This is a genomic window from Streptomyces sp. NPDC000134, assembly GCF_042899225.1.
GTDB lineage: Bacteria > Actinomycetota > Actinomycetes > Streptomycetales > Streptomycetaceae > Streptomyces.
Genome location: NZ_JBIAZN010000008.1, coordinates 80,149 through 106,863, shown reverse-complemented (window position 1 = coordinate 106,863; position 26,715 = coordinate 80,149). Strand labels below are relative to the sequence as shown.

Genomic DNA, 26,715 nt, shown 5'->3' with positions numbered 1-26,715 from the left:
CGGCCCGTCAGGCGTCGCTGCGCCGCAGCCTCCACGCACCGGCGCCCACCGCGGCGGCCGTCCACAGCGCGGTCACCGCGAGCCCGGTCCAGGGGCCGACGCCGCCGTCGTACGACTCGTACAGGACCACCTGGCCGGCCTTGTCCGGGAGGAAGTCGGTGAGGCCGCCGGCCAGGTCGCCGATCACGAAGGAGACGACGAGGACGAACGGGATCACGATCGACAAGGTGGCCGCGCCGCTGCGCAGCGACGCGGTGAGACCGGCCGCGAACAGGGCCATCAGCGTCAGGTAGACACCGCAGCCGACGACGCCGCGGAGCTGCTCGGCGGCGTCGAGCCCGCTCGCGGCGGGGCCGAGCCCCGCCCGCGCCACGAGCAGCGAGGCCAGGGCGGTGACCAGCCCCACGGCGAGCGCGGGCAGGGCGACGGCCGTGAGCTTGGCCGCGAACCACCGGCCGCGGCGCGGCACCGCGGCCAGCGACACCCGGACGGCGTGGCCGTGGTACTCGCTGGACATCGCCAGGGCGCCGAAGGAGACCGCGGCGATCTGACCCGGTATCACCCCGGACAGCGCCGTGAACAGCGGGTCGGACTCCGGGTCCGAGGTGTCGGAGACACCGGCGACCGCGGAGAAGGCGGTGGTCGCCGCGAACAGCGCCAGCAGGGTGCCGCACAGCGACCGCAGGGTGCGGACCTTCATCCACTCCGAACGCAGGACGGGGACGAACGGCATGGTCAGACCTCCTGGGGCCGGGCGGCGAACTCGGTCGCGGCGGCGGTCAGATCGAAGTACGCCTGCTCCAAGGTGCCCTCCTCGGCCGCGAGTTCCAGGACCGGTACCCCGGCGGCCGACAGGGCGCGGCCGATGTCGTCCACGCACGCGCCGTCCACGCTCCAGTGCCCGTCCTCGCCCCGCACGGCGTCGTGGCCGTGCCGGGCGAGGACGCTCCTGAGGGCGGTGGCGTCGGTCGTACGGACGCGGACCCGGGGCCGCACACGCGCGTGGATGAACTCCCGCATCGGGGTGTCCGCCAGCAGCCTGCCCCGGCCGAGGACCACCAGATGGTCGGCGAAGGACGCGGTCTCGTTCATGAGGTGGCTGGAGACCAGGACCGTCCGGCCCTCGGCCGCGAGCCGGCGCAGCAGTTCCCGGGTCCAGACGATGCCCTCGGGATCGAGGCCGTTGGACGGCTCGTCCAGCATCACCACCTCCGGGTCGCCGAGCAGCGCGGCGGCGATGCCCAGCCGCTGCCGCATGCCCAGGGAGTACGTCTTCACCCGGCGGTGGGCCACGGACGCGATCCCGGTCTCGGTCAGCACCTCGTCCACCCGGCGGGCGCCGATACGGTTGCTGAGCGCCAGGACGCGCAGGTGGTCCCGGCCGGTGCGCGCGGGGTGCGGGGCGTGCGCGTCGAGCAGGGCGCCGACGTGCCGCAGGGGTTCGTCGAGGGCGGCGTAGGGGCGGCCGCCGACGGTGGCGGTCCCCGAGGTGGGCCGGTCCAGGCCGAGCACCAGCCGCATGGTGGTGGACTTGCCGGCGCCGTTGGGTCCGAGGAAGCCGGTGACGCGGCCGGGGCGCACGCTGAAGGTGAGATCGTCGACGGCCCGTCGGCCGCCGTACTCCTTGGTCAGGGCGTGGACGTCGATGCTGGTCATGGCAGCAGCGTGGCCGCCCGGACCGGGCCGGGGCCTCCCCCGCCGGTGGAGACCGTCTCCCCCGTGCGAGGGAGGTCCGCTGTCAGTGGCGGCTGACACGATGACGCCATGGTCCGCTTGCTGCGCCCGCTCGTGCGGGGGACGACGTACACCCGGCTGCTGCACCTGTGGGTGCCGATGCTGTTCGTGAGTCTGTGGTTCCTCATCGACGACACGAGGCTGTGGGTGCCCGCGCTGGCGGCGGCCCCGCTGGGGCTGGTCGCGGGGGTGCGCGGCGGCGAGCGGGTGCAGGCGCGGTGGCTGCTGGCGCCCGGCGGGGCGGACCCCGGTTTCCCCGAGGGCCCGGCCAGGACCTGGCGGGACCGGCTGCGCACGGTGGTGTGGCTGGAGGTGCGGATGGCGCTGGGCTGGCTGACCACGTTCGCCTGCGTCTGGCTGCCCGTCACCGCGTACGGGCTGGTCCGGTTGGCCCTGGGCGAGCGGACCGGCACGTTCGCCGGGGAACTGGCGCCGCACTGGGCGTACGCGCTGCTCGTGCCGCTGCCCCTGCTCGCGCTGTACGGCGCGGTGGTGGGCCTGGGGGCGGCGGTCACGGCGGCGGCCCGCGCCCTGCTCGGCCCCTCCCCCACCGAGCGGCTCGCCGCCCTGGAGGAGCGCACCGAGCAGCTTCTGGAACGCAACCGCATCGCCCGTGAGCTGCACGACTCCATCGGGCACGCGCTGACCGTCGCCGTGGTGCAGGCCGGCGCGGCCCGGACGGCCGGCGACCCGGAGTTCACCGACCGGGCGCTCGCCGCCATCGAGGAGACGGGCCGGGCCGCCCTGGAGGACCTGGAGCGGGTGCTGGGCGTGCTGCGCGAGTCGGGACGGCCGGTGAGCGCCCGGCCGACGCTCGCGGACGCCGGCAAGCTGCTGGAGTCCGCGCGGGCCTCCGGCGCCGAGGTCGACGCCGAGCTGACCGGCCCGCTGGGCGGCGTGCCGGGCCCGATGTCCCGGGAGGGGTACCGCATCCTCCAGGAGTCGCTGACCAACGTGCTGCGGCACGCGGGCGCCGTGCCCGTCCGGGTCCGGCTCGACGTGGCGGACGACACCCTCGGCCTGGAGATACGCAACCCGCTCCCGGCCGCCGCCCCCGGTCCCGGCCGGGGCAGCGGCCTGCGCGGCATACGCGAGCGGGCCGCCCTGCTCGGCGGCCACGCCCGCACCGGCCCCGACGCCGGCGACTGGCGGGTGCGGGTGGAGCTGCCGCTGCGCTGATCTACGCTGGCCGGATGCCGGTCACCGTTCTGCTCGTCGATGACGAACCCCTCGTGCGGGCGGGGCTGCGGGCCGTGCTGGCCGCGCAGTCCGGCATCGAGGTGGCCGGGGAGGCGGCCGACGGGGCGGCGGTGCTGCCGCTGGTGCGCAAGCTGCGGCCCGACGTGGTCCTCATGGACGTGCGGATGCCGTTGCTGGACGGGATCGAGGCCACGCGCGTGCTGCGGACGCTGGACGCGCCGCCGAGGGTCCTGGTGGTGACGACGTTCGAGAACGACGAGTACGTGTACGAGGCGCTGCGCGCGGGCGCCGACGGGTTCCTGCTGAAGCGGGCCCGGCCCGCGGAGATCGTGCACGCGGTGCGGCTGATCGCGGAGGGCGAGTCGCTGCTGTTCCCGGCCTCGGTGCGGCAATTGGCCGCCGCGTACGGCGACGACGGCGGCGGGAACCGGGCGGCGCGGGCCGCACTGGAGCGGGCCCGGCTCACCGAGCGGGAGGGCGAGGTGCTGCGGCTGATGGCGCGGGGCCTGTCCAACGCGGAGATCGCCGCCGAGCTGGTCGTCGGCACCGAGACGGTGAAGTCGCATGTCAGCGCCGTGCTGGCCAAATTGGGGGCCCGGGACCGCACCCAGGCGGTGATCGCGGCGTACGAGTCGGGGTTCGTCTCCCCGGGGTGAGCCCGGCCGGGCGGCCGGCGCTCGCCGGGTGGTGACGCGACGAGTACGATCCGGCCAACACGGGCACGAGCTGGGAGGACGGACGGTGGGGCGGCTGACCGGCGGGGACCCCTCGCTGCTGCGGAGGATCAACTCCGCGGTGGTGCTGCACGCCCTGCGTGCCACGGACTGCGCGACACTGACCGAGATCACCGCGGTGACCGGCCTGTCCCGGCCCACCGTCGAGGGCGTCGTGGAAGGGCTGATCGAGGCCGGCCTGGTGATGGAGGCGGCGCCGGAGGAGACCACGGCCCGGCGGCAGGGGCGGCCGGCCCGCAGGTTCCGGTTCCGGGCCGAGGCGGGGCATCTGCTGGGGCTGGAGATCGGGCCGCACCGGGTCGCCGCGCTCCTGGCCGACCTGGACGGGCGGGTGATCGGCGCGCAGTCCAAGGACGTCGAGGTGAGCGCGCCGGCCGACGAGCGCCTGGAGAGGCTGCGTTCGGTCGTCGCCGAGCTGCTGCGGCGGGCCGGGGTGGCGCGCGGCTCGCTGCGGGCCGTGGGGGTGGCGACGCCGGGGATCGTGGAGGCTGACGGCACAGTGCGGCTGAGCACCGCGCTGCCCGAGTGGACGGGGCTGAGGCTGGGCGAGCGGCTGGGCCGTTCCTTCCGGTGCCCGGTGCTGGTGGAGAACGACGCCAACGCGGCGGCGGTCGCCGAGCACTGGAAGGGCGCGGCCACCGACACCGACGACATCGTGTTCGTGCTGGCGGGGCTGAGTCCGGGGGCCGGTTCGCTGATCGGCGGCAAGCTGCACCGGGGGTACGGCGGGGCGGCCGGGGAGATCGGCGCGCTGCATCTGCTGGGCCGGGAGGTGACGCCGGAGAAGCTGCTGTCCACGACCAGCGAGCCGCTGCACCCGCTGGACGAGCAGGCGGTCGCCGAGGTCTTCGCGCAGGCCCGCGGCGGGGACGAGCGGGCCCGCGCGGCGGTCGACCGGTTCCTGCGGAAGCTGGTGCACGACGTGGCGGCGCTGGTGCTCGCCCTCGACCCGGAGCTGGTGGTGGTCGGCGGCTGGGCGGCCGGTCTCGACGGCGTACTGGAGCCGCTGCGGCGGGAGTTGGCCCGCTACTGTCTGCGGCCGCCGCGGGTGACCCTGTCACTGCTGGGCGAGGCCGCGGTGGCGACGGGTGCGCTGCGGCTCGCCCTGGACCATGTGGAGGAGCAGCTCTTCGCGGTGGAGGGCACGACGGCCCGCCGCTGAGGTCAGCAGGCGCGGCTCCGCGGGCCGTGGTGGATCTCCACGTCCCCGGAGTCGCCGAAGGTCAGCCGGCAGGTGTCCGCGCGGTAGGTGGCGACGGAGAGGGCGGCGACGCCGGCGCCGGCGCAGTACCGGGTGGTGACGACGAGGACGGGGGCGCCGGGCAGCCGGTCCAGTTGGCGGGCGTCCTCCGCGTGGGCCGAGCCGAGTTCGACGGCGTTCTCCTGGTGTTGCAGTTCCAGGCGGCGCAGTTCGCGCAGGACCGCACGGGCGCGTGCCGCCCCGGACGGCGCGTCGATGGCGGAGAGGTCGGGCACGGAGGCCGGGGGGATGTGCAGCAGTTCCGCGGCGACCGGCCGGCCGTCGGTGACCCGGGAGCGGCGCACGGTGTGCACGGGCTCGTCGCGGCCGGTGCCCAGGGCGTCGGCGACGGCCGCGGGCGGCACCGCCAGGACGCTGTCGAGGGGCTGCCAGCCGTCGTCGGCGGCGGCGCCGGGCCAGTCGTGCTTGCGGGAGCCGACGGCCACGCCGACGCGCGGCGGGGCGACGGTGGTGCCGACGCCGCGGCGGCGCTGGAGGCGGCCCTCCAGTTCGAGCTGTTCCAGCGCCTGGCGGAGCGTGGCGCGGGCGACGCCGAAGCGGGCGGCGAGGTCACGCTCGTTGGGCAGGATCTCCCCCACCGAGAACTCCGAGTCCAGCGCCTCGGTGAGAACGGTCCTGAGCTGCCAGTACTTCGGTTCCGGCACCGTGTCGAGCTGCGTGGTCCCCACCCTGTCCTCCGCGATCGCCGGGTCCGGCGGCGTTTAAAGCGCCCTTGTTTATTAAAGGTTGTTTCACTTCTCTGCGACCATAGGACGCCCCTCACCCTTGGTCAATACCAATCCCGCCCAGTGGTCAGGCGGTCGGCAGGGCGCGCAGCTTGTCGGGGTTGCGGATGATGTAAACGGTCTGGATCAGGCCGTCGGCGACGTCGAGCTGGAAGACGGAGTCGGGCCGGCCGCCGGAGAGGACCAGCAGCGCGGGGCCGCCGTTGATCTCCAGGAAGCGGTAGGCGGCGTCCACGACGCCCCCCTTCGCCACGCCGGCGAGGAAGCGGCCCACCTTGCCGGCGCTCTCCAGGACCCGCAGCGGCGCCTTGGACCTGCCGCCGCTGTCGCCGACCAGCCGGACGTCCGGGGCGAGCAGGGACAGCAGCCCGTCGAGGTCGCCGCCGCTCGCCGCGGCGAGGAACCGCTCGGTCAGGTCGCGGCGCCGGCCGGGGTCGACGTCGTAGCGGGGACGCCGCTCGTCGACGCGGCGGCGGGCCCGGCCGGCGAGCTGGCGCACCGCCGCCTCGCCGCGGTCCAGCAGGGCGGCGATCTCGGCGTACGGGTAGCCGAACGCCTCCCTGAGGACGAACACCGCCCGCTCCAGCGGGGACAGCGACTCCAGGACGACGAGGACGGCGAGGGAGACGGAGTCGGCGAGCACGGCGCGCTCGGCGGCGTCCGGGACGGTGGCGCCGAGGTCGGTGACGTAGGGCTCGGGCAGCCATGGGCCGATGTAGGTCTCGCCGCGGGCCTTGATCTGGCGGAGCCGGTCGACGGCGAGGCGGGTGGTGACGCGGACCAGGTAGCCGCGCGGCTCCCGGACGTCGTCGCGGTCGGCGCCGGACCAGCGCAGCCACGCCTCCTGGACCACGTCCTCCGCGTCGGCCGAGCGGCCCAGCATCCGGTAGGCGACGCCCAGGAGGTGGGGGCGGTGCGTTTCGAAGACCTCGGTCGCGGTGTCGGTGGTCACCGCTCCATCCCAGCGGACGCCTCCGACGGTTGTCCAGGCGGTGCCGCCGCACCCCGGCCGAATTCGAACTACAGCATGGCGAACAGAAGCACGGCACAGGTCTACCCGTCGGTAGCTTTTGCTGACAGCCTGTCTACAAGCCACAGCCTGTCGACGAGCCACCCGTCCCGACGAGGAGCCTCATGTCCGCCACCGCCACCGCCACCGTCCCGGTCTCCACCCCGCACGGCCCCCGGGAAGCGACCGTCTCCTACACGCGCCTGGGCGCGGGCGAGCCGCTCGTCCTGCTGCACGGCATAGGCCATCACCGCCAGGCGTGGGACCCGGTGGTGGACATCCTGGCCACCGAGCGCGAGGTGATCGCCGTGGACCTGCCGGGGTTCGGCGCGTCCCCGGCGCTGCCGCCGGGCCTGTCCCACGACCTGCCGACGACCAGCGCGGTGCTCGGCGGGTTCTGTTCGGCGCTGGGCCTGGACCGGCCGCACCTGGCCGGCAACTCGCTCGGCGGTCTGCTGGCCCTGGAACTGGGCCGCCAGGGACACGCCCGGTCCGTCACGGCCCTGTCCCCCGCCGGCTTCTGGTCCCAGACCGAGCGGCGCTACGCCTTCGGGGTGCTCGCCGGGATGCGGGCGACCGCGCGACGGCTGCCGCTGCCGCTGGTCGAGCGGCTGTCCCGCACGGCACTCGGCCGGACGGCCCTGACCAGCACCATCTACGCCCGCCCCGGCCGCCGTTCGCCCGAGGCCGTGGTCGCCGAGACCCTCGCCCTGGCCCGCGCCGAGGGCTTCGCCGAGACACTGCGGGCCGGGCGCGAGGTGCTGTTCACCGACGACGTGCCCGGGATACCCGTCACCATCGCCTGGGGCAGCGGCGACCGGCTGCTCATACCCCGGCAGGGCGCCCGCGCCAAGAAGGTGATCCCGCACGCCCGGCTGGTCCGGCTGCCCGGATGCGGGCACGTCCCGATGAACGACGACCCGGCACTGGTCGCCCGCGTCCTCCTGGACGGCAGTCGCCCTCAGTCGTCCAGCGCCTTCAGTACCTCGCTCAGCACGGTCGCGTTGTAGGGCATGGCCGCGTGGGGGGTGTGATCGTCGGGGTCGATGTCCTGGAGCAGGAGGTTCCGGACCTCAACGCCCTCGGTCGACGCCAGCGCGCACGAGGTGTACGGGGTGACCACGTCGTCGTAGGCGGTGGCGATGACGGTGTGCCGGACGCCCGGGGTGGTCTCGCCGAGGGCGGCGAGTTCCCCCTGGAAGGGGTGGTCGTGCTGGAGCTGCGGCCAGGCCGGCACGAGCGTCCCGACGGCGCCCCGCTCGACGAGTTCCGTGGCGCCGGGGATCTGCCGGGCGAGGTTCATCAGGCCCTGGGCGGTGACGCCGTGATTGCTGGGCGCGATGCCGACGAAGTTGCGCACCTTGGGGCCGCCGCCCAGGGCGTTGAGGTAGTAGCGCGGCATCATGCCGCCCTGCGAGAAGCCGACGATGTCGACCTGTTGCGCGCCGGTGCGCCGCAGTACCTCGTCGACGAACTCGCCGAGCTGCCGCGCCGATCTCTTGATGTCGCCGAGGCCGAAGATCAGCGGGTGGCCGTACTGGCCGTAGTCCAGACGGAAGATCCGGTACCCGTGCTGCCTCAGCAGGGGCGCGGCCGAGGTCCAGGTGTAGCCGCGGTTGCCGAAGGTGCCGTGGACCAGCACCACGGGGCGCGGGTGCTCCTCGGTCAGCGGCTTGGCCCAGTCGTCCTCGCCCGCCGGGATGTCGACGGCGCCGATGACGGTGGCCCCGGCGACCTGGACGAGGGCGGCCGCGCGGTGGGGCGCCTCGGTGATGTCCGTGACGACGTTCGCCGAATTGAGTCCCGGCAGACGCGGGTTGAGAGAACTCATGGCGTCTTTCCTTTGCTGTCGGGGAATTCGGCAGGCTTCCCGGCCTTGCCAGTCTCGCGTGCGGCGAAGGGCCTGGCGATCCCTCGTTCGGGGGAACCGTGCGTGCCGGCGTCCAGGCGGGGCGCCAGCTTGGCGGACGCGGCCCGCAGCAGCCGTACGTACGGGCTCCAGCGGCGGGGGCGGGCCACCCGGCCGGTCAGGGCGCGCTCCGCGCGGTCGAGGCCGTCCAGGAAGACGGCGTCGTGCAGGGGCCGGAAGAACAGCGACCAAACCGGCCAGAGCGGGCCGCGCGGTCGCACCACCAGGGTGTGGCGCAGCACCGACCGCCCGGCGTCGACGCGCTCGACGCCGAACTCGTGGAAGCCCTCGAAGCCCCGGGGCCCGGTGAACCGGAACCGCACCCACCGCCCGGGGACGTAGTCGCTCACCACGTACGACACCAGTCCGTGGCCGCCCGGCACACCGACGGCCAGGGGTCCGTCGAAGCGGACGGGCGGCCACTCGGGCGGCCACAGGCGGTCGTGTTCGCCGCCGAGGGCGTCGATCAGCTCTCCGACGGTCTCCGGCGGGACGGGCAGCGGGCGTTCGTGGACGTTCAGCACGGCGATCACGGACACAGCCTGCCCGGCCCGGCACGGGGGCGGAACTCCCTCGAACGGGTGCCGACTCGCACGCCCGGGGCGTACGGCGGGCACCGCGCGCCATCGGGCGCTCCCACGCCGACCGGACCGTCTGGTGGCCGGAATTCGCCACCGCACCCCGCCGCAGCGGCGCAGCCGGTCGGCCCGTACACCAACTCCGGGCGAAAGATAGCTGGTTGGCCGGTTGTCAGAAGGCACCGCCGTGTGAGGGCGAAGACCGGCCAAAGGTCGCGGGGACGCGGGAGCGGGCGGAGGGGGGACGCCGAATCCGAGCGTAAAGACGGGTGAGAAGGACGACACGACCGGTGGCGCCCAAGTGCCGCCGCCGACAATGGGGGTTGGCCATGGCCGCACGGCTCGGCGGGCCCGGTTCCGGGGGCGGTGCCACCGGCCGGGAGCCCGTGCCACCGGAGGCACTGCCGAAGGCGTGGCGCCCGCTGCTGGCGCGGCCCGCGCTGGCGAAGCTGCTCGGCGATCCGCTGGGGAGCGCCGCCCTCACGGAGATGGGCCGGCTACTGCCGACCCGGGTGGCGCTGCACTCGCTGCGCGTGTTCCTGCTGGCCGACGCCTGCGCGCTGACCGAGGGGACGCGGTTCGACCGGGCCGGGCTGCTGGCCGCCGCGGCGTTCCACGACACCGGGCTGGTGGGGCGGACGCCGCTGGGGCGCGGTGGTTTCCCGCGCAGGTCCGCCGAGTTGCTCGACCGGTTCCTGGCCGAGCGCGAGGTGGACGGCCCCCGGCGGGCGTCGCTCACCCGCGCGGTGCGCGAGCACATGCGGCCGTTCCCGGCGCGCGACGCCGGGCCGGAGGCGCGGCTGCTGCACTTCGGTGTCTGGCTGGACGTCACCGGACGCGGCGAGCGCAGGCTGCCCGGTGAGCGGCGGCTGATCACCGGGCTGGCGCCGACGCCCCTGTTCCCCGTCACCTTCTTCGCCCGGGTGGCGGCCTGCGGGCTGCGCCGGGTGCTGCCGGCCCCGGCACCCGCCGCCCGGTGAGCCGCCGAAGCCGGCACCTCGCTCCGCTCGTCTGCGAAAGGACCGTACACATGCAAGAGGACCAGCGGGATTTCGACGTCGCCATCGTCGGAGGGGGCATCGGCGGGACCATGCTCGGGGCGATCCTCGCCCGGCACGGTGTCCGCACCCTGCTGCTGGAGGGCAGCGGACATCCCCGGTTCGCCATCGGGGAGTCCACCGTCCCGGAGACCACGTTCGGCCTGCGGGTGCTGGCCCAGCGGTACGACGTGCCCGAGATCGGGCACCTGGCGACCAACGGGGCGCTGCGCCGGCATGTGTCCTCCAACTGCGGGGTGAAACGGAACTTCGGATTCGTGTACCACCGGGAGGGCGAGCCCGCCCGCGCCGACGAGTGCAACCAGAACCCGACCTGGGGGCCGCCGCTCGGCCCCGACTCGCACTTCTTCCGGCAGGACGTGGACGCGTACATGTTCCACGTCGCCGTGTCCTACGGGGTCACCGCGCACACCCACACCCTCGTCGACGACGTGAAGTTCGAGGAGGACCGGGCCACCCTGGTCACCCGCGACAAGGGCACCTTCCGGGCGTCGTACGTGGTCGACGCGGGCGGGATGCGGGCCATGCTGCCCGAGCGCCTGGGGCTGCGGCAGGAGCCGCCGTACCGGACGCACTCGCGGACGATCTTCACGCACATGGTGGGCGTGAAGCCCTTCGACACCGTGGGGCCGCCGCGCGAACAGCACGGGATGACCAGCCCCTTCAGCCAGGGCACGCTGCACCACCTGTTCAAGGGCGGCTGGATCTGGGTGATCCCGTTCGACAACCACTCCGAGAGCACCAGCGAGCTGTGCAGCGTCGGCGTCAACCTCGACCTGGCCGCCCATCCCCGCCCCGAAGGCGTCCCGGCCGAGCAGGAGTTCTGGCAGCACGTGCGCCGGTTCCCCAGCGTGGCGCGGCAGTTCGAGCACGCCCGCGCGGTGCGGCCGTACGTGTCGACCGACCGGACCCAGTTCTCCTCGCAGCAGGTCGTCGGCGACCGCTGGTGCCTGCTGCCGCACGCCAGCGACTTCATCGACCCGCTGTTCTCCAGCGGCCTCGCCGTCACGGTGATGTCCCTCAACGCGCTCGGCCACCGGCTGATCGACGCGGTGCGGCAGAACGACTTCGACACCGCCCGCTTCCAGTACCTGGAGCACTGGACCAAGCGGATGTTCCGCTTCTACGACGACCTGGTGGCGTGCAGCTACATCAGCTTCGACGACTTCGACCTGTGGAACGCCTGGAGCCGGGTGTGGATCATCACCACGCTGTACGGCACCAACGGCCAGAACCAGGCCGCCGTCGCCTTCGACAGGACCGGTGACCCCGCCTGCTTCGACATGCTCGAAGCGCCGCCGTACCGGGGGCTCCAGGGCATCGACAACCCATGGGTCGAGCGGCTGTTCGAGCGGTCACGGGACGCCGTGCTCGCCTACCACGCGGGCGAGGCGAGCAGGGAACGGACCGTCGCGCGGATCTACGAGCTGCTCCGCGAGAGCGGGCTGTGCCCGGCCGTGTGGGGCACCCTCGACCCCGGGAACCGCTGCCCGGCCGGGGCGTTCACGCTCTGGCCGCTGACGAAGATCCTGCTGTGGGGCAGGTTCCGCTCCCCGCGGCACGTGCGCGGCGCGTACTTCACCGGCGGCGCCCGCCTGATCGGCAAGGAGGCGGTGCAGGTCTGCGCCACCGAGCTGCGCGACGCCGCCGGCCAGGTGCAGCAGACCGTACGGGACATGTGGGTCAACTGGAACCGTGACTGGACGCGGCGGCCGGCGCCGCGTACCACGGCCGGGCCGCGGCCCGGGGAGGAACCGGCCGCCGGGAAATAATACCGAAAAGTCATTCGCCCCGTATATCGGAGCCCTGCATTCCGGTTTGCCGCCCCAAATCCTCGGGTAGGAAAATCTCAGTCGATGAACGAAAAATCGGCTTCCGATTCATCTGCCTGAAACCGAGAGACAACGGGCTGCAATCCACAATGGCACCACATTCCACCTGCCAATCGCCCGCTGCATGCTCCTGGGAAGAGATCTTCCAGCATCAGGACCGCCTCATGCGGTTGGTTCGACGACGACTGCCGAGCTTCCAGGACGCCGAGGACTGCGTTCAGGAGACCATGGCCCGCGCTGCCGCCCACGCCACGTTGGACAGAAATCGACTCGGTCCCTTTCTGACGTCCGTGGCGCTCCGCCTCTGCATCGACTTCTACCGTGACATGGACCGTCGCAGCAGGTTGTTGCAGCGGGCAGCGCTGATCGATGCCCCCTTGACGACCGAGGAGGACGTCTGTGACGAGGATTTCGGCAGATGGCTGCTGAGTCAGGTCAGGCAACTGCGCGGTCGAGAGCAGGAAGTCATACTCGCACGTGCCGCGGGCATTTCCACTGCGGAATTTGCCCGTATGCACAATATCTCGCTGAAATCGGCTGAGGCCGCTTTCACAAGAGGTCGGGCACGACTCCGTACGGCGTGCTCGCAATCCCTGGAGGGTCGCGCGATGTGAATTCGTCTCCGCCCTCCGAGGAACGACAACCGCCAGATCATCGAACGACAACGCGAAGGGAACACAACCATGAGCGGGAAAAACATCCAGGACATCATGCGGGACTTCGTCGGCGGCGTGACCGACAACTGGAAGGACATGTTCGACGACCTGCTCAACCGCGACGACGACGATGACGACGACGACAAGGACAGGAAGAAGAGGCGGAACCGGAATGACTCGCTGCGGTCGCTGGGGCTGCCCGGGGACCTGTTCGGCGGCTCCTCCAACTCCCTCCCCCCGGCCCTCGCTCTGGCTCTGCTCGGCGGCGGCGGCAACACCAATCCGCTGACCGTGCTGCAGTTGCTGGCCGGGAGCGGAGCCAATCCGCTGGCCGTGCTCCAGTTGCTGAACAGCGGTGCGCTGGGTTCGAACCCGCTGGCCACGCTCCAGACGCTGGGCGCCCTGGGCGGCGGCAATCCGCTCGCCGCGTACCAGGCGCTGGGCGGATTCGGTCAGTTGGCGGGCGGTGCCGGTCAACTGGCGGGCGGACTGGGGCAGGCGGCGGGCGGACTGGGCAACGTCCTGAACTCGGCGGCGGGTCTGCCGGGGCAGTTCGGCCAGATGGCCGGCGCGGTACCGGGCCAGGCCGGCTACCTGGCCGGTCAGGCCGCCGCCGCACCCGGCCAGATCGGTCAGGCGGCCGCACAGGCGGCCGGGCAGGTCGCCGACCAGGCGGCGGCCGGGCTGAGCCAGGCCACCAAGGCCGCGCAGGGACTCGGGGAGACCATGTCCAACCTCAGCGGCGGCCAGCAGCAACAGCAGCAGCAGCAACAGAGGAAGCCCCAGCAGTAGCCGGAAGGCGACGGTACGGGTCGCAACTGCCGGGCGCGGACGCGCGTCCCCGCCCGGCGGCCCGGCGCGTGCCCCCGCGTGCCTGGCACGCGTCGGCGTCGCACGCCGCGTACCCGGCACGCGCCCGGCGTCCAAGAGTGCGTAACCGGCGCGTGCGGTGAGCGTGCGCGGCCGGTGGGCCACCGGGCGCCTGGGTGCCAGTACCGACGGACCGGACCCGCGCGCCGCCGGCCGTACCGCCGATCGAGGAGGTTCCGCCATGCCGTCTGCCGTCGGCGACCGGTTGCGTCTCGTGGTCAAGGTCCTGGGCAGCCTCGCCGCCGACGAGGTGGGCCAGGCCACCAGGGCGCGCCGCCGCAGGCGGGTCGCCGGCCCCCCGGAGGGGTACCCGCCGGACACCGCCGGCTCCGAGCAGCGCCGGGCCAAGGCGGTCCGGCACGCGCTGGAGAGCCTCGGCCCCTTCTACGTGAAGCTGGGCCAGATCCTGTCCACCCGGCCCGACATGGTGCCCGAGTCGATCCGGGAGGAGCTGCAGAACCTGCACGACCAGGTGGACGTCCAGCCGTTCTCGGAGTTCGAGCCGGTGCTGGCCCAGGACCTCGGGGCGGACTGGAAGCTGCGCTTCGACGACATCGAGACGGTACGGCCGCTCGGTGCCGCCTCCCTCGCGCAGGTCTACCGGGTGGTGCTGCCCGGCGGCCGGCCCGCGGTGGTGAAGATCCAGCGGCCCGGCATCCGCGAGGGCGTCCTCGCCGACATGGCGCTGATGCGCCGGGCCGCCCGGATCGTCGCCCGGGTCGCACCGCGCTTCAACGAGGTCATCGACGTCGAGGCGATGCTCGGCTCGGTCTTCGACGCGATGGAACCGGAGCTGGACTTCACCGGCGAGGCCCGCAACATGGACGAGGCCCGCCGGCACGTCCGCGACTTCCGCAACCTGGAGGTGCCCCGGGTGCTGCACGCCAGCCCCCGGGTGCTGGTCCAGTCGCTGGCGGCGGGAGCGTCGGTACGGCACATCGACCGGGCGCACTTCACCGACGGCGAGCGCGTCGAGATCGGCAGGGACCTGCTGCGGTTCATGTACCACGGGTACTTCGTGCACCGCTTCTTCCACGCCGACCCGCACGCCGGCAACGTCTTCGTCGCCCCCGGCGGACCCGCCACGTTCATCGACTGGGGCATGGTCGGCCGCCTGGACCGGCGGACCAGCCTCCAGATGCTGCCCCTGTTCATGACGCTGGCGCAGAACGACGGGGCCGGGCTGGCGCAGCACTGGGCCGAGATGGGCCGGGTGACACCGTGGGCCAACATGCCCGCGTTCACCGCCGACATGGCCGCCTTCGTGCCCAAGGTCTCCCGCCTCTCCCTGGAGGACCTCAACTTCGGCATGGCGCTGACCACCGTGCTGGCCAAGGCGACCAAGCGGGGCATCGGTTCCCCGCCGGCGGTGTCGCTGCTGGGCAAGTCGTTCGCCAACCTCGACGGCTCGGTCCGTTACCTGGCCCCCGAGATCACGCTGTCGGAGGTGTTCGAAGCAGAGGTGCCCAGGATCATGTTCGCGCTGGGCCGCGAGTTCCTCGGCCGCAACCAGTTCGCCCGCAACTCCATGGAACTGCTGCTCACCACCGTCACCAGCCCCGAACAGATGCGCAGAATCCTCGGGGACGTCTCGAACCGGCAGTTCGCGATGAACATCTACGAGCCGCGGACGCCCGCCGCGATGGGCGGCGAGCGGCCCACCCGGCCCTCCCGCAGCCTGCTGGCGCTCGGCGCCCTGGCACTCCTGCTCGGCCGCCGCCGCACCCGCTGACCGCCGGCCCGGCCCGCCCGACGACAGACTCCACCCCGCATTCCGGAGGCCCCCATGCCGCACCCCGCAGGTCCGCAGTCCCTCCCCGCGCCGGACGGGCTCTCCCAGGTCGCCCTCTGGACGGCCGCCGCGCACGCCGCGGAGTACGGCCGCGAGGCGCCGTACGTCCGTGATCCGTGGGCCGGTGACTTCCTGCACGCGGCCGGGTACCGGGGCGGTCCGCCGGGGGACGGCCCGCTGCAGAAGCTGCTGCCCGACTGGGCGGTGGTGCGCAGCCGGTTCTTCGACGAGCACCTGGTGACGGCGGCCCGCGCGGGCTGCCGTCAGGTGGTGCTGCTGGGCGCCGGTCTGGACACCCGGGCGTTCCGCCTGGACTGGCCGACCGGCACGCACGTCTTCGAGGTGGCGGACCCGGCGCTGCTGGCCTTCAAGGAGTACGTCCTCGACGGGGCCCCGGCGGCCTGCGGGCGCCGCGGCGCGGTCGGCGCCGACCCGGCCGGGAACTGGCGCGCGGAACTCCTCGCCGCCGGGTTCGATGCCGCACGGCCCACTGCCTGGCTGGCCGAGACCCTGCTGTACCACCTGCCGCCCGAGACGGTGGAGTCCGTCGTCGCGGCGATGACGGAACTCTCCGCGCCCGGCAGCACGTTCGGCGCCGAGTGCGTCAACGCCGACACGGTGTCCTCGTCGTTCGTGGCGCCGTTCCTCGACGCCCTGTCGGCCACCGGCCTCGCCTGGCACTGGCGGCTCGCCGAGCCGGAGCGCTGGTGGGCCGAGCGCCGCTGGGACGCCCGGGTGGCCGACCTGTTCACGCTGCCCTACGCCGTCCAGCGCCTCGCGCCCTGCCTGCCGCTGCTGCCGGAGGGAGCCGTGAAGTCGGTGTTCCTGGTCACGGGGACGCTCGACGGGTGACTCAGGTCCGTTCCAGCTCCAGCAGGGCCGCCAGCCACAGGTCCGGGAGTTCGTCGGCGCTCGCCAGCGTCTCGTCGTGCACCAGGGTCAGGCAGGCGGTGTCCTGCTGGCTGGTCAGCGTCACCAGACAGCGGATGCCGGCGGCCGTACCGGAGTAGACGGCCGACCAGCGGGACGGGACCCCCTGGTGGACCAGCGGGGCACCGACGTCGACCCGGCTGACCGGCCCGGCGACGACCGCGCCGCTGACCAGGCGGACGCCGAGCCGGGCGCCGATCGCCCGCGGGGTCGCCGCCAGCAGCGCCCGGAAGGAGTCCCGCCGGCGGCCGTCCCGCAGGCGGCCCGTGCTCTGCCGTACCCGCTGGAAGGCCCGCTGCGGCACCGCCTCGTCGCAAGGCAGCACCACGTGCGCGAGGGCGATGCGGTTTCCGGGGGCGTACTCCTCCCCCGGTGCCCGCACCGACATCGGGACCGCCACCGGCAGCGGCGGGTGGGTCTCGCCGGTGGCCTTGAGGTGCCAGGTGCGCACGGCGTGCGAGAGGGCGGTGAGGTAGACGTCGTTGACGGTGCCGCCGTGGGCGCGGGCGGCGGCGCGGAGCCGGGCCAGCGGCGTGGTGACGTGGCAGACGCGCAGGCCGGGGCCGACCGGCCCGTCGAAGCCCGGCTTGGCGACGGGCGGGCCGAAGCCCTTGAGCACGTCGCCGAGGACCCCGGCGACGCCTCGCGGGGCCGGCCGGCCGAGCGACTGCGCGGGCGGGCCGCCGGCGGGGTCGTCGTCGAGCAGGGCGCGGGCGGCGTACACGGCGCCCATGCCGTCCTGGAAGCGGTGGTCGGTGCGGTAGCACAGGGCGTGGCCGCCGCCCGCGCCGTGGACCAGCCACACCTCCCACAGCGGGCCGTCGGCCACGTTCATGGGCCGGGACAGCAGCAGCCGTCCGGTCGCCGCGCAGTCGGCGTCGCCGGTCAGCCGGATCTCCCGGACGTGCCGCTCGGCCGCGATCCGCGGCACGCGCCGGAACACCTTGCCGTCCCGGGACGGGCGGTAGTTCAGCGCCGGGACGCGGGGGGCCCGTTCGGCGACCCGCGCGAGGACCGTGTCCAGGGCCGGGGCGGGCCCGTCGAAGACGAACACCAGGGGCACCGGCAGCGGGCCGCCGCGCATGGCCAGGCGGTAGGCGAGGTCGGCGGCGCCCATCGGCAGGGTCGGGGGCAGCGGGCCGTCGGTGCCGGGTCGCGTGGGTCGCATGGTGAACCTTCCTGTGGGGGACGGGGAACAGCCTGCCGTGTAACGCGGCCGTCACCGTCCGTGACGCGCGGCCAGGCCGACGGCGTCCACATACGCGCGCAGCAGGGGCCGGCCGGGCAGCGCCGGGGCTTTCGACCGGTGCCAGGGCAGCCGTTCGCCGGTCTCCGGTTCACCGAGCAGGGTGGCGGCGACATGGGCGCCGTGCGCGACGGAGAGGGCGAGGCCGTGGCCGCAGCAGCCGCCGATGTACCACACGTTGGGGAAGCCGTGCACCGGTCCGACCACCGGCAGGTCGTCGCCGGTCATGCCGATCCGCCCGGACCAGCGGTGGGTGATCTCCACCCGGGCCAGCTCGGGGCGGAGGGTGCGCAGCCATCCCTCCAGCCAGGTCCAGGCCCGCTCCCGCACCGCCTGGAGCCGGGGCGCGCCGAGCCCGTCGGGGACGGTCGCGGTGCCGCCGCCGGCCACCAGGCCCCGGTCGGGCAGCACCCGGAAATAGGGCGCCAGGGGCACCGCGTCGATCAGCACGTCCCCCGTGCGCCCGCCCAGTGCCTCGTACGCCGGGACGCTCAGCGGCGCGGTGGCGACCGCGTACACCTCCAGTGGGAAGACGGCGCCGACGGGCAGGCCGATGCTCCGGGCGGCGGAGTTGACGGCGAGCACGGCCTGGCCGGCGTAGAGCCGGCCGTGCCGGAAGACCAGTTCGGGGCCGACGAGTTCGCCGGGGCGCACGGTCAGCAGGGCGCTCTCGCCGTAGAACCGCACGCCCTTGGCGGCGCAGGCGCGGGCCAGGGCGCAGGTGAGGGCGGCCGGGTCGAGGGTGGCGGCGGGCAGGTGCAGCATCCCGGCCCGGTAGAGCACGCCGACCCGGTCGCGGACGGCGTCGGCGCTCAGCACGGGCACGTCGAGGCCGAGTTCGCGGTAGGCGCGGGCCTGCCGGGCCAGAGCCACCAGCCCGGCCGGGGTGCGCGCGGCCATGATCTGGCCGCCGGGACGCACCCCGCAGGGCACGTCGAGGCGGCGGCACAGGTCGAGGACGTCGTCCACGGCGCGCAGGCTGGCCCGGTGCATCCGGCGGGCGGCGCGCGGGCCGTGGCGGCGTACCGCGCGGTCGACGGCCGGCCCGGCGCGGGGGCCGAGCAGGCCGGTGCCCCGGCCGCTGGCCCCGGCGGCCGGGCGGCCCGCGTCGACGACGGCGATGTCCAGGCCGGGGGCGCGTTCGGAGAGGTGGTAGGCGCACGCCAGCCCGGCCAGGCCGGCGCCGACGACGGCCACGTCCGCGGTGACCACGCCGTGCAGCGGGGGCTGCGGCGGCAGTTCCGCCGAGGCCCAGCACGGCGTTCCGGCCGGGGCGCTGGTCATCCGGCGCCGTCCGGCGTCCGCTCGGTCAGCGACCGGAACCGGCGGTCGTGCCAGAGCAGCGGGCGGCCGCCGCCCACGTGCACGGCGGCGATCCGGCCGACGACGAGGTGGTGGTCGCCGTAGCGGCGGACGTCCTCGGTCAGGCACACCGACCAGGCCAGCGCCCCGGCGAGCACGGGCACGCCCAGGACGTGGCACAGGTCGCTGCCGGCGAACCGTTCGGCGGCGGTCGTCGTCGGGGACGCGAACCGGGTCGCCAGGTCCTGCTGTTCCTCGCGCAGCAGGTGCACGGCGAAGGCCCGGTGGGCGCGGACCGAGGTGAGGGTGCGCGAGCCGTCGCGCAGGCAGACCAGGAGCAGCGGCGGGCGGGCGGAGAGCGAGGTGACGGCGGAGACGGTCATGCCCAGCGGGCCGTCCTCGCCGGGGGCGGTGACGACGCCGACCCCGGCGGTGAGCTTGGCGTACAGGCCCAGGCAGCGGGCGGCGCCGGGGCCCGGTTCCTCGCCCAGCAGCGGCTCCACCAGGACCGGGGGCGGGGGCGGGGCGGTCGTCCGGTCAGTCACGAGCCGCAGTCGCGCGCTCATCGGTCACCACCTCCGCACCGAGCAGACCGGCCGCGATCTCCCCGATCAGGGTGCGCAGCGTGGCTTCGGCGACCGGGTCGAGGATCTCGGCGAGGCTGGGGATGCCCAGGTCGAAGGCGGCCTCGAAGACGACCAGGGTGCCGCCGTCGCACGGGACGCAGCGCCAGCTCCCGGTGAAGGTCTTGAAGTCGCCGCTGAGCTGTTCGAAGGCGATGGTGCGGGTGTCCGGGTCGAAGGTGTCGCGTTCGCGCCAGCGCATCAGGCCGCCGCGGAAGACGACGGCCCACTCCGAGATCGCGGAGCCGTCGGACAGCGGCGGTTCGACGGCCACCTCGCGGACGGTCTCGGTGAACTCGGGGTAGCGGCGGAAGTCGCAGACGCGCCGGTACACCTCGGCCGGGTCCAGCTCGTCGGTGAGGGCGTGCAGTACCACGTGGGGCATGGTGGGTTCGTTCCTTCCGGTGGGGGGGGTCAGACGGGCATGCGCGCGGCGGTGGCGCGCAGGCCCTCGGCGAAGGTGGTGAGGAACAGCTCCAGCGCCGGGTCGTCGACCACGGCCGGCGGGGTCAGGCGCAGCACCCGGGTGGCGTTGAGGGAGTGGTTGACGAGGACACCGCGGGCGATCATCTCCAGCAGCAGGTCGCCGACGGCCTGTTCCCTGGCGAACTCGATGCCGATCAGCAGGCCCCGGCCGCGCACGTCGCACACCAGCCCGCCCCGGTACGGCGCGCAGATCTCCCGTACGCCGTTCAGGACGCGGGCGCCGAGGGCGGCGGCGCGGGCGACGGTGTCCTCGCGTTCCATCGCGGTGACGGTGGCGAGGGCGGCGGCGCAGGCGATCGGGGAGGCGCCGAAGGTGGAGGTGTGCAGGTAGGGGTCGCTGCCGAACGGCTCGTACGCCTCGCCGGTGGCGACCATGGCGGCGATGGGGACGACCCCGCCGCTGAGGCCCTTGCCGACCAGCATGATGTCGGGCCGTACGTCTTCGGCGTCGACGCCCCACCAGGTGCCCAGGCGGCCCATGCCGGTCTGGATCTCGTCGACGACGAGCAGGGCGCCGTACGTCCGGCACAGTTCGGCGACCCGGCGCAGGTAGCCGGGGCGCGGGATGCGGACACCGCCCTCGCCCTGGACGGGTTCGAGGATGAAGACGGCCCGGTCCCGGTGTGCGCTGAGCGCCTGTTCGAGGCCGGCCGGGTCGCCGTGGTCGACCTGGGTGACGTCCGGGAGCAGGGGCCGGAACGGGTCCTGGTAGGTGTCGTTGGCGGTGACGCTGAGGGCGCCGAGGGTCTTGCCGTGGAAGCCCTTGCGGGTGGTGATCACCGCGGTGCGGCCGTGGGCGCGGGCCAGTTTCAGGGCGGCTTCGGTGGCCTCGGCGCCGGAGTTGACGAAGTGCACGTAGTCCAGGCCGGGCGGGGTGTGCGCGGCCAGCGCCCGCGCGGCGCGGGCGGCGACGGGTTCCAGGAAGACGCGGCTGGCCAGCGGGTGGGTGTCGATCTGCCGGTGCACGGCCTCGACGACGGCCGGGTGGCGGTGGCCCAGCAGGAAGACGCCGTAGCCGCCGAAGTTGAGGAAGCGGCGGCCGTCGTCGGCGTGCAGCCAGGGGCCTTCGGAGCGGACCTCGGCCATGCCGCCCATCACCCGGCCCATCACGGCGCGGCCGGAGCCGATGTGCTTGAGGTAGAGGTCGACGACGTCCTCGGTGGCGGTCCGGGGTGCCGGGGGCGAGACGGTCATGACGCGACCTCCGTGGGGGTCGGGCCGACGGCCTGGTGGCGCCGGCGGCGGGGTACGGGACGGGTGTCGGCCCAGCTCCGCAGGTTGCGGTCGAGGGCGGCGCGGATCTCGGCGCGGGTCGGCCGGACTCCGCAGCCGGGCTCGCCGAGGGAGGTGTCGAAGGGCAGCTCGCGCTGGAAGACGAGGAGCAGTTCGGCGTAGTAGCGGAACCGCTGGTGCATCGAGCCGGGCAGGGCGGTGCCCTCCAGCATCGGCAGCAGCAGGCGGTGCACCGTCTCGATGGGCAGCAGCCGGGGGCGTTCCGGGCGGGGCAGGCCCCGCTCGGCGGCGAACTCCGCGCAGGCGTCGGCGATCTCCCGCAGTTCGACGGCCTCCTTGCCGGCGGTGAGCCAGTACTCGCCGCTGCCCGTGCCGCTCCGCACGAGGTCGCCGACGGCCCGCGAGACGTAGTCCTGCGGAACCATGTCGATACGGGCCTCGGGGGCGCCCGGCAGCACCGGGACCTGGCCGAGGACCATCGCGGCGAGAGCCTTGGTCAGGCCCTGCTGCTCGGCGATCCGGCCGGTGACGGAGTGGCCCATGACGACGGAGGGCCGCACGATGGCCCCGCACTGGCCGCTGTCCCGCATCATCTGCTCGGCGCGCGCCTTGGAGTCGAGGTAGGCGGCGGCGCCGGGGAAGCGCTCGCGGTCCTGGTCGGTCAGGGTGTTCGCCACGAACGCCGTGCTCACCAGGTACAGGGGCGCGTCCGCGCGGGCGGCGAGGTCGAGCACGGTGTCGGTGCCCAGGGTGTTGGTCCGCACGATCTCCTCGGGCGGGATGTACCAGTTGGTCTGGGCGGCGGAGTGCACCACCACGTCCACGCGCAGGGCGAGTTCGTACCACTGCCGGGGGGTCAGGCCGAGGCGCGGGGCGAGCAGGTCGCCCTCGATCTCCTGGACCCGGGGGTCGTGCAGGGGCCGGGTGCGGCGCAGGCAGAGCAGGTCGAAGTCCGGGGCGAGTTCGTCGATCAGGGCACGGCCGAGGACTCCGGAGCCGCCGGTGAGCAGCAGGGTGGGGCGCGCGTCCGGGGCGGGGCGGGGGGCGGGCAGGGCGGTGGGGCGCGGGACGTTCAGCGGCATGGTGGGCTCCATAGGGGGCTCCCTCGCGGTGGTCGCGGCCGGTGCGGGGGCCCGGTGAGTGGGGTGTCGGGCGCCAGGACCCGGGCGGGACCGTCAGGCGATGGCGAGCGGGCGGTCCGCCAGGTACGCCGAGAACGGGCCGGTCATCCGGGAGCGGGACGGCGGGTGCAGGGAGAGGCCGTGGGCGCAGGCGGCGAGGTGGCCGATCTCGTCGGAGGCCATGAAGTTCAGGCCGCCGAGCAGTTCGACCGCGCGGGGGACGATCCGGGCGAGGGCGTCCTGGACGCCGTAGCGGGTGCACAGGGCCTGGGCGAGCGTCGACTCGCCGAGTTCCCCGGCGTCGACGCGGCGGGCGACGCCCTCGGCGGTGGCCATGGCCGACTCGGTCTCCACGAACAGCCGGACCCGCTCGGCCTCGGGGATGCGGTCGTTGAGCAGCACCCGTTCCACCAGGGCGCTCGCCGCGCCGAGGTAGCTGCCGGTCATCAGGACCTGGAACCAGATGAGTCCCGCGGTCTGGAGTTCGTCGAGGGACTCGCCGGTCGCGGAGGCGGTGCGCAGCACGAGTTCGTGGGGTACCAGGACGTCGGTGAGGGTGACCTGTTCGCTCTCGGCACCGGCCAGGAAGGCGCTGGACCAGAAGCCGGTGACGGAGATGCCCTCGCTGTCCGCGGGCACGAGCGCCACGGCCAGTTCCTCGCCCTGCCCGTCCTCGCGCGGGACCAGGACGCTGGCGGTCAGCACGTCCATGGAGCGGGCCAGGCTGCACGGCCGTTTGACGCCGGTGATCCGCAGGCCGTCACCGGTGACGGTGGCGGTCATCGACGGCTGGAGGACACCGGCGCCGCTGCGGCCCTCGGCGAACCCGGAGGCCAGGATGCGGTTGCCGGCGGCCACCCCCTCGATCAGCATCCACTCCAGGCCCTCGCCGAGGCCGCCGAGGCCGACCAGGGTCGCCATGGAGAAGTGGTGCATGGTGGTCGCCACCGCCAGGGACGGCGAACGGCTTCCGATGGCCCGCTGCACCCGCAGCGCGTCCAGCGTGGTGGCGCCCCGCCCCTGGTGCGCCTCGGGCACCAGCAGTCCGGGCCCGCCGCTGTCCCGGAAGAGACCGATGCCCGGACTGCCCGGCCGCTCCAGTTCCATCAGCGGCGTCTCGCGCAGCGCGGGGTCGAGGTCGGGGAGCAGTTTGGCGAGGGTGTTGCGTTCACGTTCGAGGAATCTCATGGGCGTGCGGTCCTCTCGACGACGGCATGGGGGTCTCAGACGGCGTTGGTGGCGCGCAGCAGTTGCCAGACCGCTCCGGGGCGGGGCCTGCCGAGGAAGGCGATGTATTCGGGGAGGACCACGTGGGGGGCCCATTTCTGCTTGTACTCCAGTTGGGAGGCGGCCGGGTAGATCGCTTCGCCGTGCGCGGCGAGCAGCCGCACGAACCGGGTGAACAGCGGGCTGGCGGCGGGCAGTTCGTGGCCGGCGTCGAGCCCGGTGAACGGGGTGAACCCGAAGTGCAGCCAGCCCGCGCCCTCGCGCACCAGGTGTTCCATGACGGTGGCGTTGAGCGCCTCCATCACCCCGGGCGGCGCGTCGGGAAGCCGCCGGCTGAGGTCGTGCAGCCAGCCGGGCCGGCTGCCGTAGACGGGCGAGTAGTTGATGTAGCCGACGGTCTCGCCGCCGATCCGGCCGACGAACAGGCGCCGGTGCCGTTGCAGGGGGCCGGTGCGCTGGCCGATGAGGAACCGCAGCTCCTTGGCGCGCCGGCCCTTGTCCCGCAGCCAGATCCGGTCGATCCGGTCGAGTGACGCGAGGTCGTCGCCGTCCTTGACCTCGGTGACCTCCAGGCCGGCCCGCCGGGCCCGGGAGATCTTGTTGCGCAGCCGCACGAACCGGGAGCCGCGCAGGGTGAACCGGGACAGGTCGACGGCGTACGACGCGCCGATCTGGTTGACGGTGAAGCCGTGCCCGGCGTACAGCTCGGCGTCCTCGCGCTGCAACTGCACCGCCAGCAGCTTCCGGCCGGCGTGCGCCACGAAGGCGTCCAGCAGCGCGGCCCGGTGCTCCGGCGCGGTGAACGGCCCGCCGAACTGCAGGACGTACCGCCCCGAGGCGCGGTAGGCGCAGGCCCCGTCGTACCGGTCGTCGCGGAAGTACTCGTTTCCGCTGTTGAGGGCGAGGAAGCAGCTCGGGTTGTCACTGTGCGCGGCGAGGGTGTCAAGCACCGACGGCATTCGGGCCCTCCACGTGACGGGTGCGCGGGACGGGATTCCCGGGGAACACCGGCCGGTATTTCTGCTCGAACTCGCGGAAGTCCGGGTCGGCCTGCGGTTCGAAGGGGACACCGAACGGTTTGAGGGAGTTCCCGAACAGCGCCCGGTCGACCATGAGGTGGATGGGCAGCGCCAGCAGCGCCCATTCCGGGCGGACGAACAGCGCCCACGCACCGGCCAGGACACCGGCCGTGACCAGGCTGTGCATCACGTTGTAGGCGACGTAGCAACCGCGCGGGACGCGCCGGTCGGGACTGCGCCGGAAGGCGATCGCGCCGGGCAGATAGCCGATGACGTCGATCACCGCGAAAAGCAGGACGAACACGCCCCAACGGATGTCCGGGAGGTGCTGGAAGGCGAGCACGAGCGACACGGCCAGAAAGCCCAGCCATTCGAGCCGGGAGAGGGCGAAGGTGGTTTTCGTCTCGAATCGGTTCTTGGCGTCCACGGGCGCTCCAGATCTGCGCGTACGATTCCGGGGCCCGACATCAGCCTGCCCCCTCGCTGTGGTCTGTCACTCCTGTTTACGCACCAGCGGCGGCCACCCCTCGGGGCCCAACCCCTCGTAGAGTGGGGGCGTTTGGGACGCAGCGATCTTCCGGGGGCCCTTCTCATGACGTCGGTCGCGAACGGTCCGGACGCCTCTTCCGGGACCGCCGCCTGGGAACTGCTGCTGCCGGCCGCGTCCGCACCGGCACGCACGCGTGGCCGCACCCTGCGGGCGGCGCTCAGGGACGCGGTCCGCTCGGGCCGGCTGGCGCCGGGCACCCGGCTGCCGTCGAGCCGGGACCTCGCCGCCGACCTCGGCGTGTCGCGCGGGCTGATCACACAGGCGTACGAGCAGTTGACCGCCGAGGGCTATCTGCGCAGCGGGCGGGGCGCGGGGACCTGGGTGGGCGACGCCGTACGGGCCGCCCGCCCGCGCGCACGTGACCTCGCGCCCGGCACCCGGGGGGCGCGCGCCGACTTCGTGCCCGGCACCCCCGACCTGTCGCTGTTCCCGCGCCCGGCGTGGGCCGCCGCGCAGCGGGCGGTGCTGGCGGAACTCCCGCACCAGGGCCTCGGCTACCCCGACCCGCGGGGCCTGCCCCGGCTGCGGACGGCGCTGGCCGGGCTGCTCGCCCGGCGCCGGGGCGTGGTGGCCGACCCGGAGCGGATCGTCGTGGTCTCGGGGGTGGCCCAGGCGACCACGCTGCTCGGTTTCGTGCTGCACATGCGCGGGATGCGCGCCGTCGGCGCCGAGAACCCCGGCAGCCCGCAGCACGCCGCCCTGTACGCGTCGGCGGGGGTCGCCACGGTGCCGGTGCCCCTGGACGACGAGGGGGTCGCGATGGGGCCGCTGCGCGCCTCGGGCGTCCGGTCGGTGGTGACCACCCCGGCGCACCAGTTCCCGACCGGTATCGCCTACTCGGCGCGGCGCCGCACCGAACTCCTCGACTGGGCGCGGTCCGTGGACGGCTACGTCCTGGAGGACGACTACGACGGCGACTTCCGCTACGACCGCGCCCCCGTGGGCGCCCTCCAGGGCCTCGATCCGGAACGCGTCGCCTATACGGGGTCGGTCAGCAAGTCGCTGGCCCCGGGACTGCGGCTGGGCTGGCTGCTCGTCCCGGAGTCGCTGGCGGACGCGGTCGTCGAGCGCAAGCGCACCCTGGACCTCGGGCATCCCGCCCTCGACCAGGAACTCTTCGCCCGGTTCGTGGAACGCGGCGACTACGACCGCCAGTTGCGCCGCTGCCAGGTGGCCTACCGGGAGCGGCGGGACGCCCTGGTGGCCGCGCTGGCGGCGTACTTCCCCGGCGCGGAGGTGACCGGCATCGCGGCCGGCCTGCACGTCATCGCCGCCCTGCCCGAGCGGTACGGCCCCGAGGACGCCTTCCTCGCGCGGGTGCGGTCGGCGGGGGTGGCGGTCCGGGCGTTGACGCAGTACGCGCACCCCGGTGGCCCCGGCGGCGGCGCGGGGGTGCGGCTGGTGCTCGGGTACGCGCACCTGTCACCGCGGCGGGTCCGGGACGGCGTACGGCTGATGGCGGGGGCCGCGCTCGCGTGACGGGGACGGACGGGTGCGGCGGGGGCCGGCGGCCGGCCTGGCAGGGCCGGCCGGGCTGGGCTGCCCGCCGGGGCGGGCTCAGTTGTTCATCCGGGGTTCGCGTGGGCGCCGTACCGCACCAGTAGGTGTGTCAGTGCCCAT

Annotated in this window: 26 protein-coding genes; 11 read left to right on the top strand and 15 right to left on the bottom strand. The window is 74.1% G+C overall.

Going from position 1 to position 26,715, the window contains the following annotated elements; genetic code table 11:
* Positions 1-7 precede the first annotated feature (7 nt).
* Complete coding sequence (locus tag ACFY32_RS13930; protein WP_359197544.1) at positions 8-733, bottom strand: ABC transporter permease; 726 nt, start codon at positions 731-733, stop codon at positions 8-10.
* 2 nt (positions 734-735) lie between these two features.
* A complete protein-coding gene (locus ACFY32_RS13925; RefSeq protein ID WP_359197547.1) occupies positions 736-1,656 on the bottom strand; it encodes an ABC transporter ATP-binding protein in 921 nt (306 codons plus the stop codon).
* Between the two features lie 108 nt (positions 1,657-1,764).
* Between ACFY32_RS13925 and ACFY32_RS13920 the strand changes: the two genes are divergently transcribed.
* The 3 genes from ACFY32_RS13920 to ACFY32_RS13910 all read left to right on the top strand — a co-directional run bounded on the left by ACFY32_RS13920 (position 1,765) and on the right by ACFY32_RS13910 (position 4,830).
* Entirely contained in the window at positions 1,765-2,913 is a 1,149-nt protein-coding gene (locus ACFY32_RS13920; RefSeq protein ID WP_359197549.1) for a histidine kinase, read from the top strand.
* A 14-nt stretch (positions 2,914-2,927) separates the two neighbouring features.
* Entirely contained in the window at positions 2,928-3,590 is a 663-nt protein-coding gene (locus ACFY32_RS13915; RefSeq protein ID WP_359197551.1) for a response regulator transcription factor, read from the top strand.
* 85 nt (positions 3,591-3,675) lie between these two features.
* Positions 3,676-4,830 (top strand): ROK family transcriptional regulator, encoded by a 1,155-nt coding sequence (locus tag ACFY32_RS13910; protein ID WP_359197554.1) that lies wholly within the window; start codon positions 3,676-3,678, stop codon positions 4,828-4,830.
* Between the two features lie 2 nt (positions 4,831-4,832).
* On the opposite strand, the gene ACFY32_RS13905 is transcribed toward ACFY32_RS13910, so the two are convergent.
* On the bottom strand, positions 4,833-5,597 hold the full coding sequence (locus tag ACFY32_RS13905; protein WP_359197557.1) for a GntR family transcriptional regulator: 765 nt from the start codon (positions 5,595-5,597) through the stop codon (positions 4,833-4,835).
* A 124-nt stretch (positions 5,598-5,721) separates the two neighbouring features.
* Complete coding sequence (gene sigJ, locus ACFY32_RS13900) at positions 5,722-6,606, bottom strand: RNA polymerase sigma factor SigJ (RefSeq protein ID WP_390674307.1); 885 nt, start codon at positions 6,604-6,606, stop codon at positions 5,722-5,724.
* A gap of 182 nt (positions 6,607-6,788) precedes the next feature.
* On the opposite strand from sigJ, the gene ACFY32_RS13895 reads away from it, so the two are divergent.
* On the top strand, positions 6,789-7,673 hold the full coding sequence (locus tag ACFY32_RS13895; RefSeq protein WP_359197563.1) for an alpha/beta fold hydrolase: 885 nt from the start codon (positions 6,789-6,791) through the stop codon (positions 7,671-7,673).
* Here the strand turns inward: ACFY32_RS13895 and ACFY32_RS13890 are convergent.
* Both ACFY32_RS13890 and ACFY32_RS13885 read right to left on the bottom strand, forming a co-directional pair.
* Entirely contained in the window at positions 7,625-8,494 is an 870-nt protein-coding gene (locus ACFY32_RS13890; RefSeq protein ID WP_390674306.1) for an esterase/lipase family protein, read from the bottom strand. The two genes, ACFY32_RS13895 and ACFY32_RS13890, sit on opposite strands and share 49 nt — an antisense overlap.
* Entirely contained in the window at positions 8,491-9,105 is a 615-nt protein-coding gene (locus ACFY32_RS13885; RefSeq protein ID WP_390674305.1) for an SRPBCC family protein, read from the bottom strand. Before ACFY32_RS13885 ends, ACFY32_RS13890 begins: the two co-directional genes overlap by 4 nt.
* A gap of 374 nt (positions 9,106-9,479) precedes the next feature.
* Between ACFY32_RS13885 and ACFY32_RS13880 the strand changes: the two genes are divergently transcribed.
* The 6 genes from ACFY32_RS13880 to ACFY32_RS13855 all read left to right on the top strand — a co-directional run bounded on the left by ACFY32_RS13880 (position 9,480) and on the right by ACFY32_RS13855 (position 16,210).
* Positions 9,480-10,130, top strand: coding sequence for an HD domain-containing protein (locus ACFY32_RS13880; RefSeq protein WP_359197571.1), 651 nt, complete (start codon positions 9,480-9,482; stop codon positions 10,128-10,130).
* Positions 10,131-10,180: 50 nt separating this feature from the next.
* Entirely contained in the window at positions 10,181-11,980 is a 1,800-nt protein-coding gene (locus tag ACFY32_RS13875; protein ID WP_390674304.1) for an NAD(P)/FAD-dependent oxidoreductase, read from the top strand.
* A 149-nt stretch (positions 11,981-12,129) separates the two neighbouring features.
* Positions 12,130-12,654 (top strand): RNA polymerase sigma factor, encoded by a 525-nt coding sequence (locus ACFY32_RS13870; RefSeq protein ID WP_390674303.1) that lies wholly within the window; start codon positions 12,130-12,132, stop codon positions 12,652-12,654.
* Between the two features lie 69 nt (positions 12,655-12,723).
* On the top strand, positions 12,724-13,488 hold the full coding sequence (locus ACFY32_RS13865) for a hypothetical protein (RefSeq protein ID WP_359197577.1): 765 nt from the start codon (positions 12,724-12,726) through the stop codon (positions 13,486-13,488).
* A gap of 259 nt (positions 13,489-13,747) precedes the next feature.
* Positions 13,748-15,298, top strand: a complete 1,551-nt coding sequence (locus ACFY32_RS13860; RefSeq protein WP_390674302.1) for an ABC1 kinase family protein — start codon at positions 13,748-13,750, stop codon at positions 15,296-15,298.
* Between the two features lie 54 nt (positions 15,299-15,352).
* A complete protein-coding gene (locus ACFY32_RS13855; RefSeq protein WP_359197583.1) occupies positions 15,353-16,210 on the top strand; it encodes an SAM-dependent methyltransferase in 858 nt (285 codons plus the stop codon).
* A gap of 1 nt (position 16,211) precedes the next feature.
* Here ACFY32_RS13855 and ACFY32_RS13850 read toward each other — a convergent pair whose 3' ends face one another.
* The 9 genes from ACFY32_RS13850 to ACFY32_RS13810 all read right to left on the bottom strand — a co-directional run bounded on the left by ACFY32_RS13850 (position 16,212) and on the right by ACFY32_RS13810 (position 24,972).
* Positions 16,212-17,456 carry a wax ester/triacylglycerol synthase domain-containing protein gene (locus ACFY32_RS13850; RefSeq protein ID WP_390674301.1) on the bottom strand — a complete coding sequence of 415 codons (1,245 nt, stop codon included), beginning with the start codon at positions 17,454-17,456 and terminating at the stop codon, positions 16,212-16,214.
* Positions 17,457-17,507: 51 nt separating this feature from the next.
* Positions 17,508-18,818, bottom strand: a complete 1,311-nt coding sequence (locus ACFY32_RS13845; protein ID WP_390674300.1) for an NAD(P)/FAD-dependent oxidoreductase — start codon at positions 18,816-18,818, stop codon at positions 17,508-17,510.
* Positions 18,815-19,402: a flavin reductase family protein gene (locus ACFY32_RS13840; protein WP_390674299.1), complete on the bottom strand. Its 588-nt coding sequence runs from the start codon at positions 19,400-19,402 to the stop codon at positions 18,815-18,817. Before ACFY32_RS13840 ends, ACFY32_RS13845 begins: the two co-directional genes overlap by 4 nt.
* Positions 19,374-19,844 (bottom strand): aromatase/cyclase, encoded by a 471-nt coding sequence (locus ACFY32_RS13835; protein ID WP_359197595.1) that lies wholly within the window; start codon positions 19,842-19,844, stop codon positions 19,374-19,376. The genes ACFY32_RS13840 and ACFY32_RS13835 overlap by 29 nt, the downstream gene beginning before the upstream one ends.
* A 29-nt stretch (positions 19,845-19,873) precedes the next feature.
* On the bottom strand, positions 19,874-21,139 hold the full coding sequence (locus tag ACFY32_RS13830; protein WP_359197598.1) for an aminotransferase class III-fold pyridoxal phosphate-dependent enzyme: 1,266 nt from the start codon (positions 21,137-21,139) through the stop codon (positions 19,874-19,876).
* Positions 21,136-22,260, bottom strand: a complete 1,125-nt coding sequence (locus ACFY32_RS13825; protein ID WP_359197833.1) for an SDR family oxidoreductase — start codon at positions 22,258-22,260, stop codon at positions 21,136-21,138. Before ACFY32_RS13825 ends, ACFY32_RS13830 begins: the two co-directional genes overlap by 4 nt.
* 93 nt (positions 22,261-22,353) lie before the next feature.
* Positions 22,354-23,487 (bottom strand): acyl-CoA dehydrogenase, encoded by a 1,134-nt coding sequence (locus ACFY32_RS13820; protein WP_390674298.1) that lies wholly within the window; start codon positions 23,485-23,487, stop codon positions 22,354-22,356.
* A 35-nt stretch (positions 23,488-23,522) separates the two neighbouring features.
* Positions 23,523-24,485 (bottom strand): bifunctional lysylphosphatidylglycerol flippase/synthetase MprF, encoded by a 963-nt coding sequence (locus tag ACFY32_RS13815; protein ID WP_390674297.1) that lies wholly within the window; start codon positions 24,483-24,485, stop codon positions 23,523-23,525.
* Positions 24,469-24,972: a hypothetical protein gene (locus tag ACFY32_RS13810; protein WP_390674296.1), complete on the bottom strand. Its 504-nt coding sequence runs from the start codon at positions 24,970-24,972 to the stop codon at positions 24,469-24,471. Before ACFY32_RS13810 ends, ACFY32_RS13815 begins: the two co-directional genes overlap by 17 nt.
* A gap of 165 nt (positions 24,973-25,137) precedes the next feature.
* On the opposite strand from ACFY32_RS13810, the gene ACFY32_RS13805 reads away from it, so the two are divergent.
* Positions 25,138-26,574 carry a PLP-dependent aminotransferase family protein gene (locus tag ACFY32_RS13805; RefSeq protein ID WP_359197610.1) on the top strand — a complete coding sequence of 479 codons (1,437 nt, stop codon included), beginning with the start codon at positions 25,138-25,140 and terminating at the stop codon, positions 26,572-26,574.
* Positions 26,575-26,715: the final 141 nt, after the last annotated feature.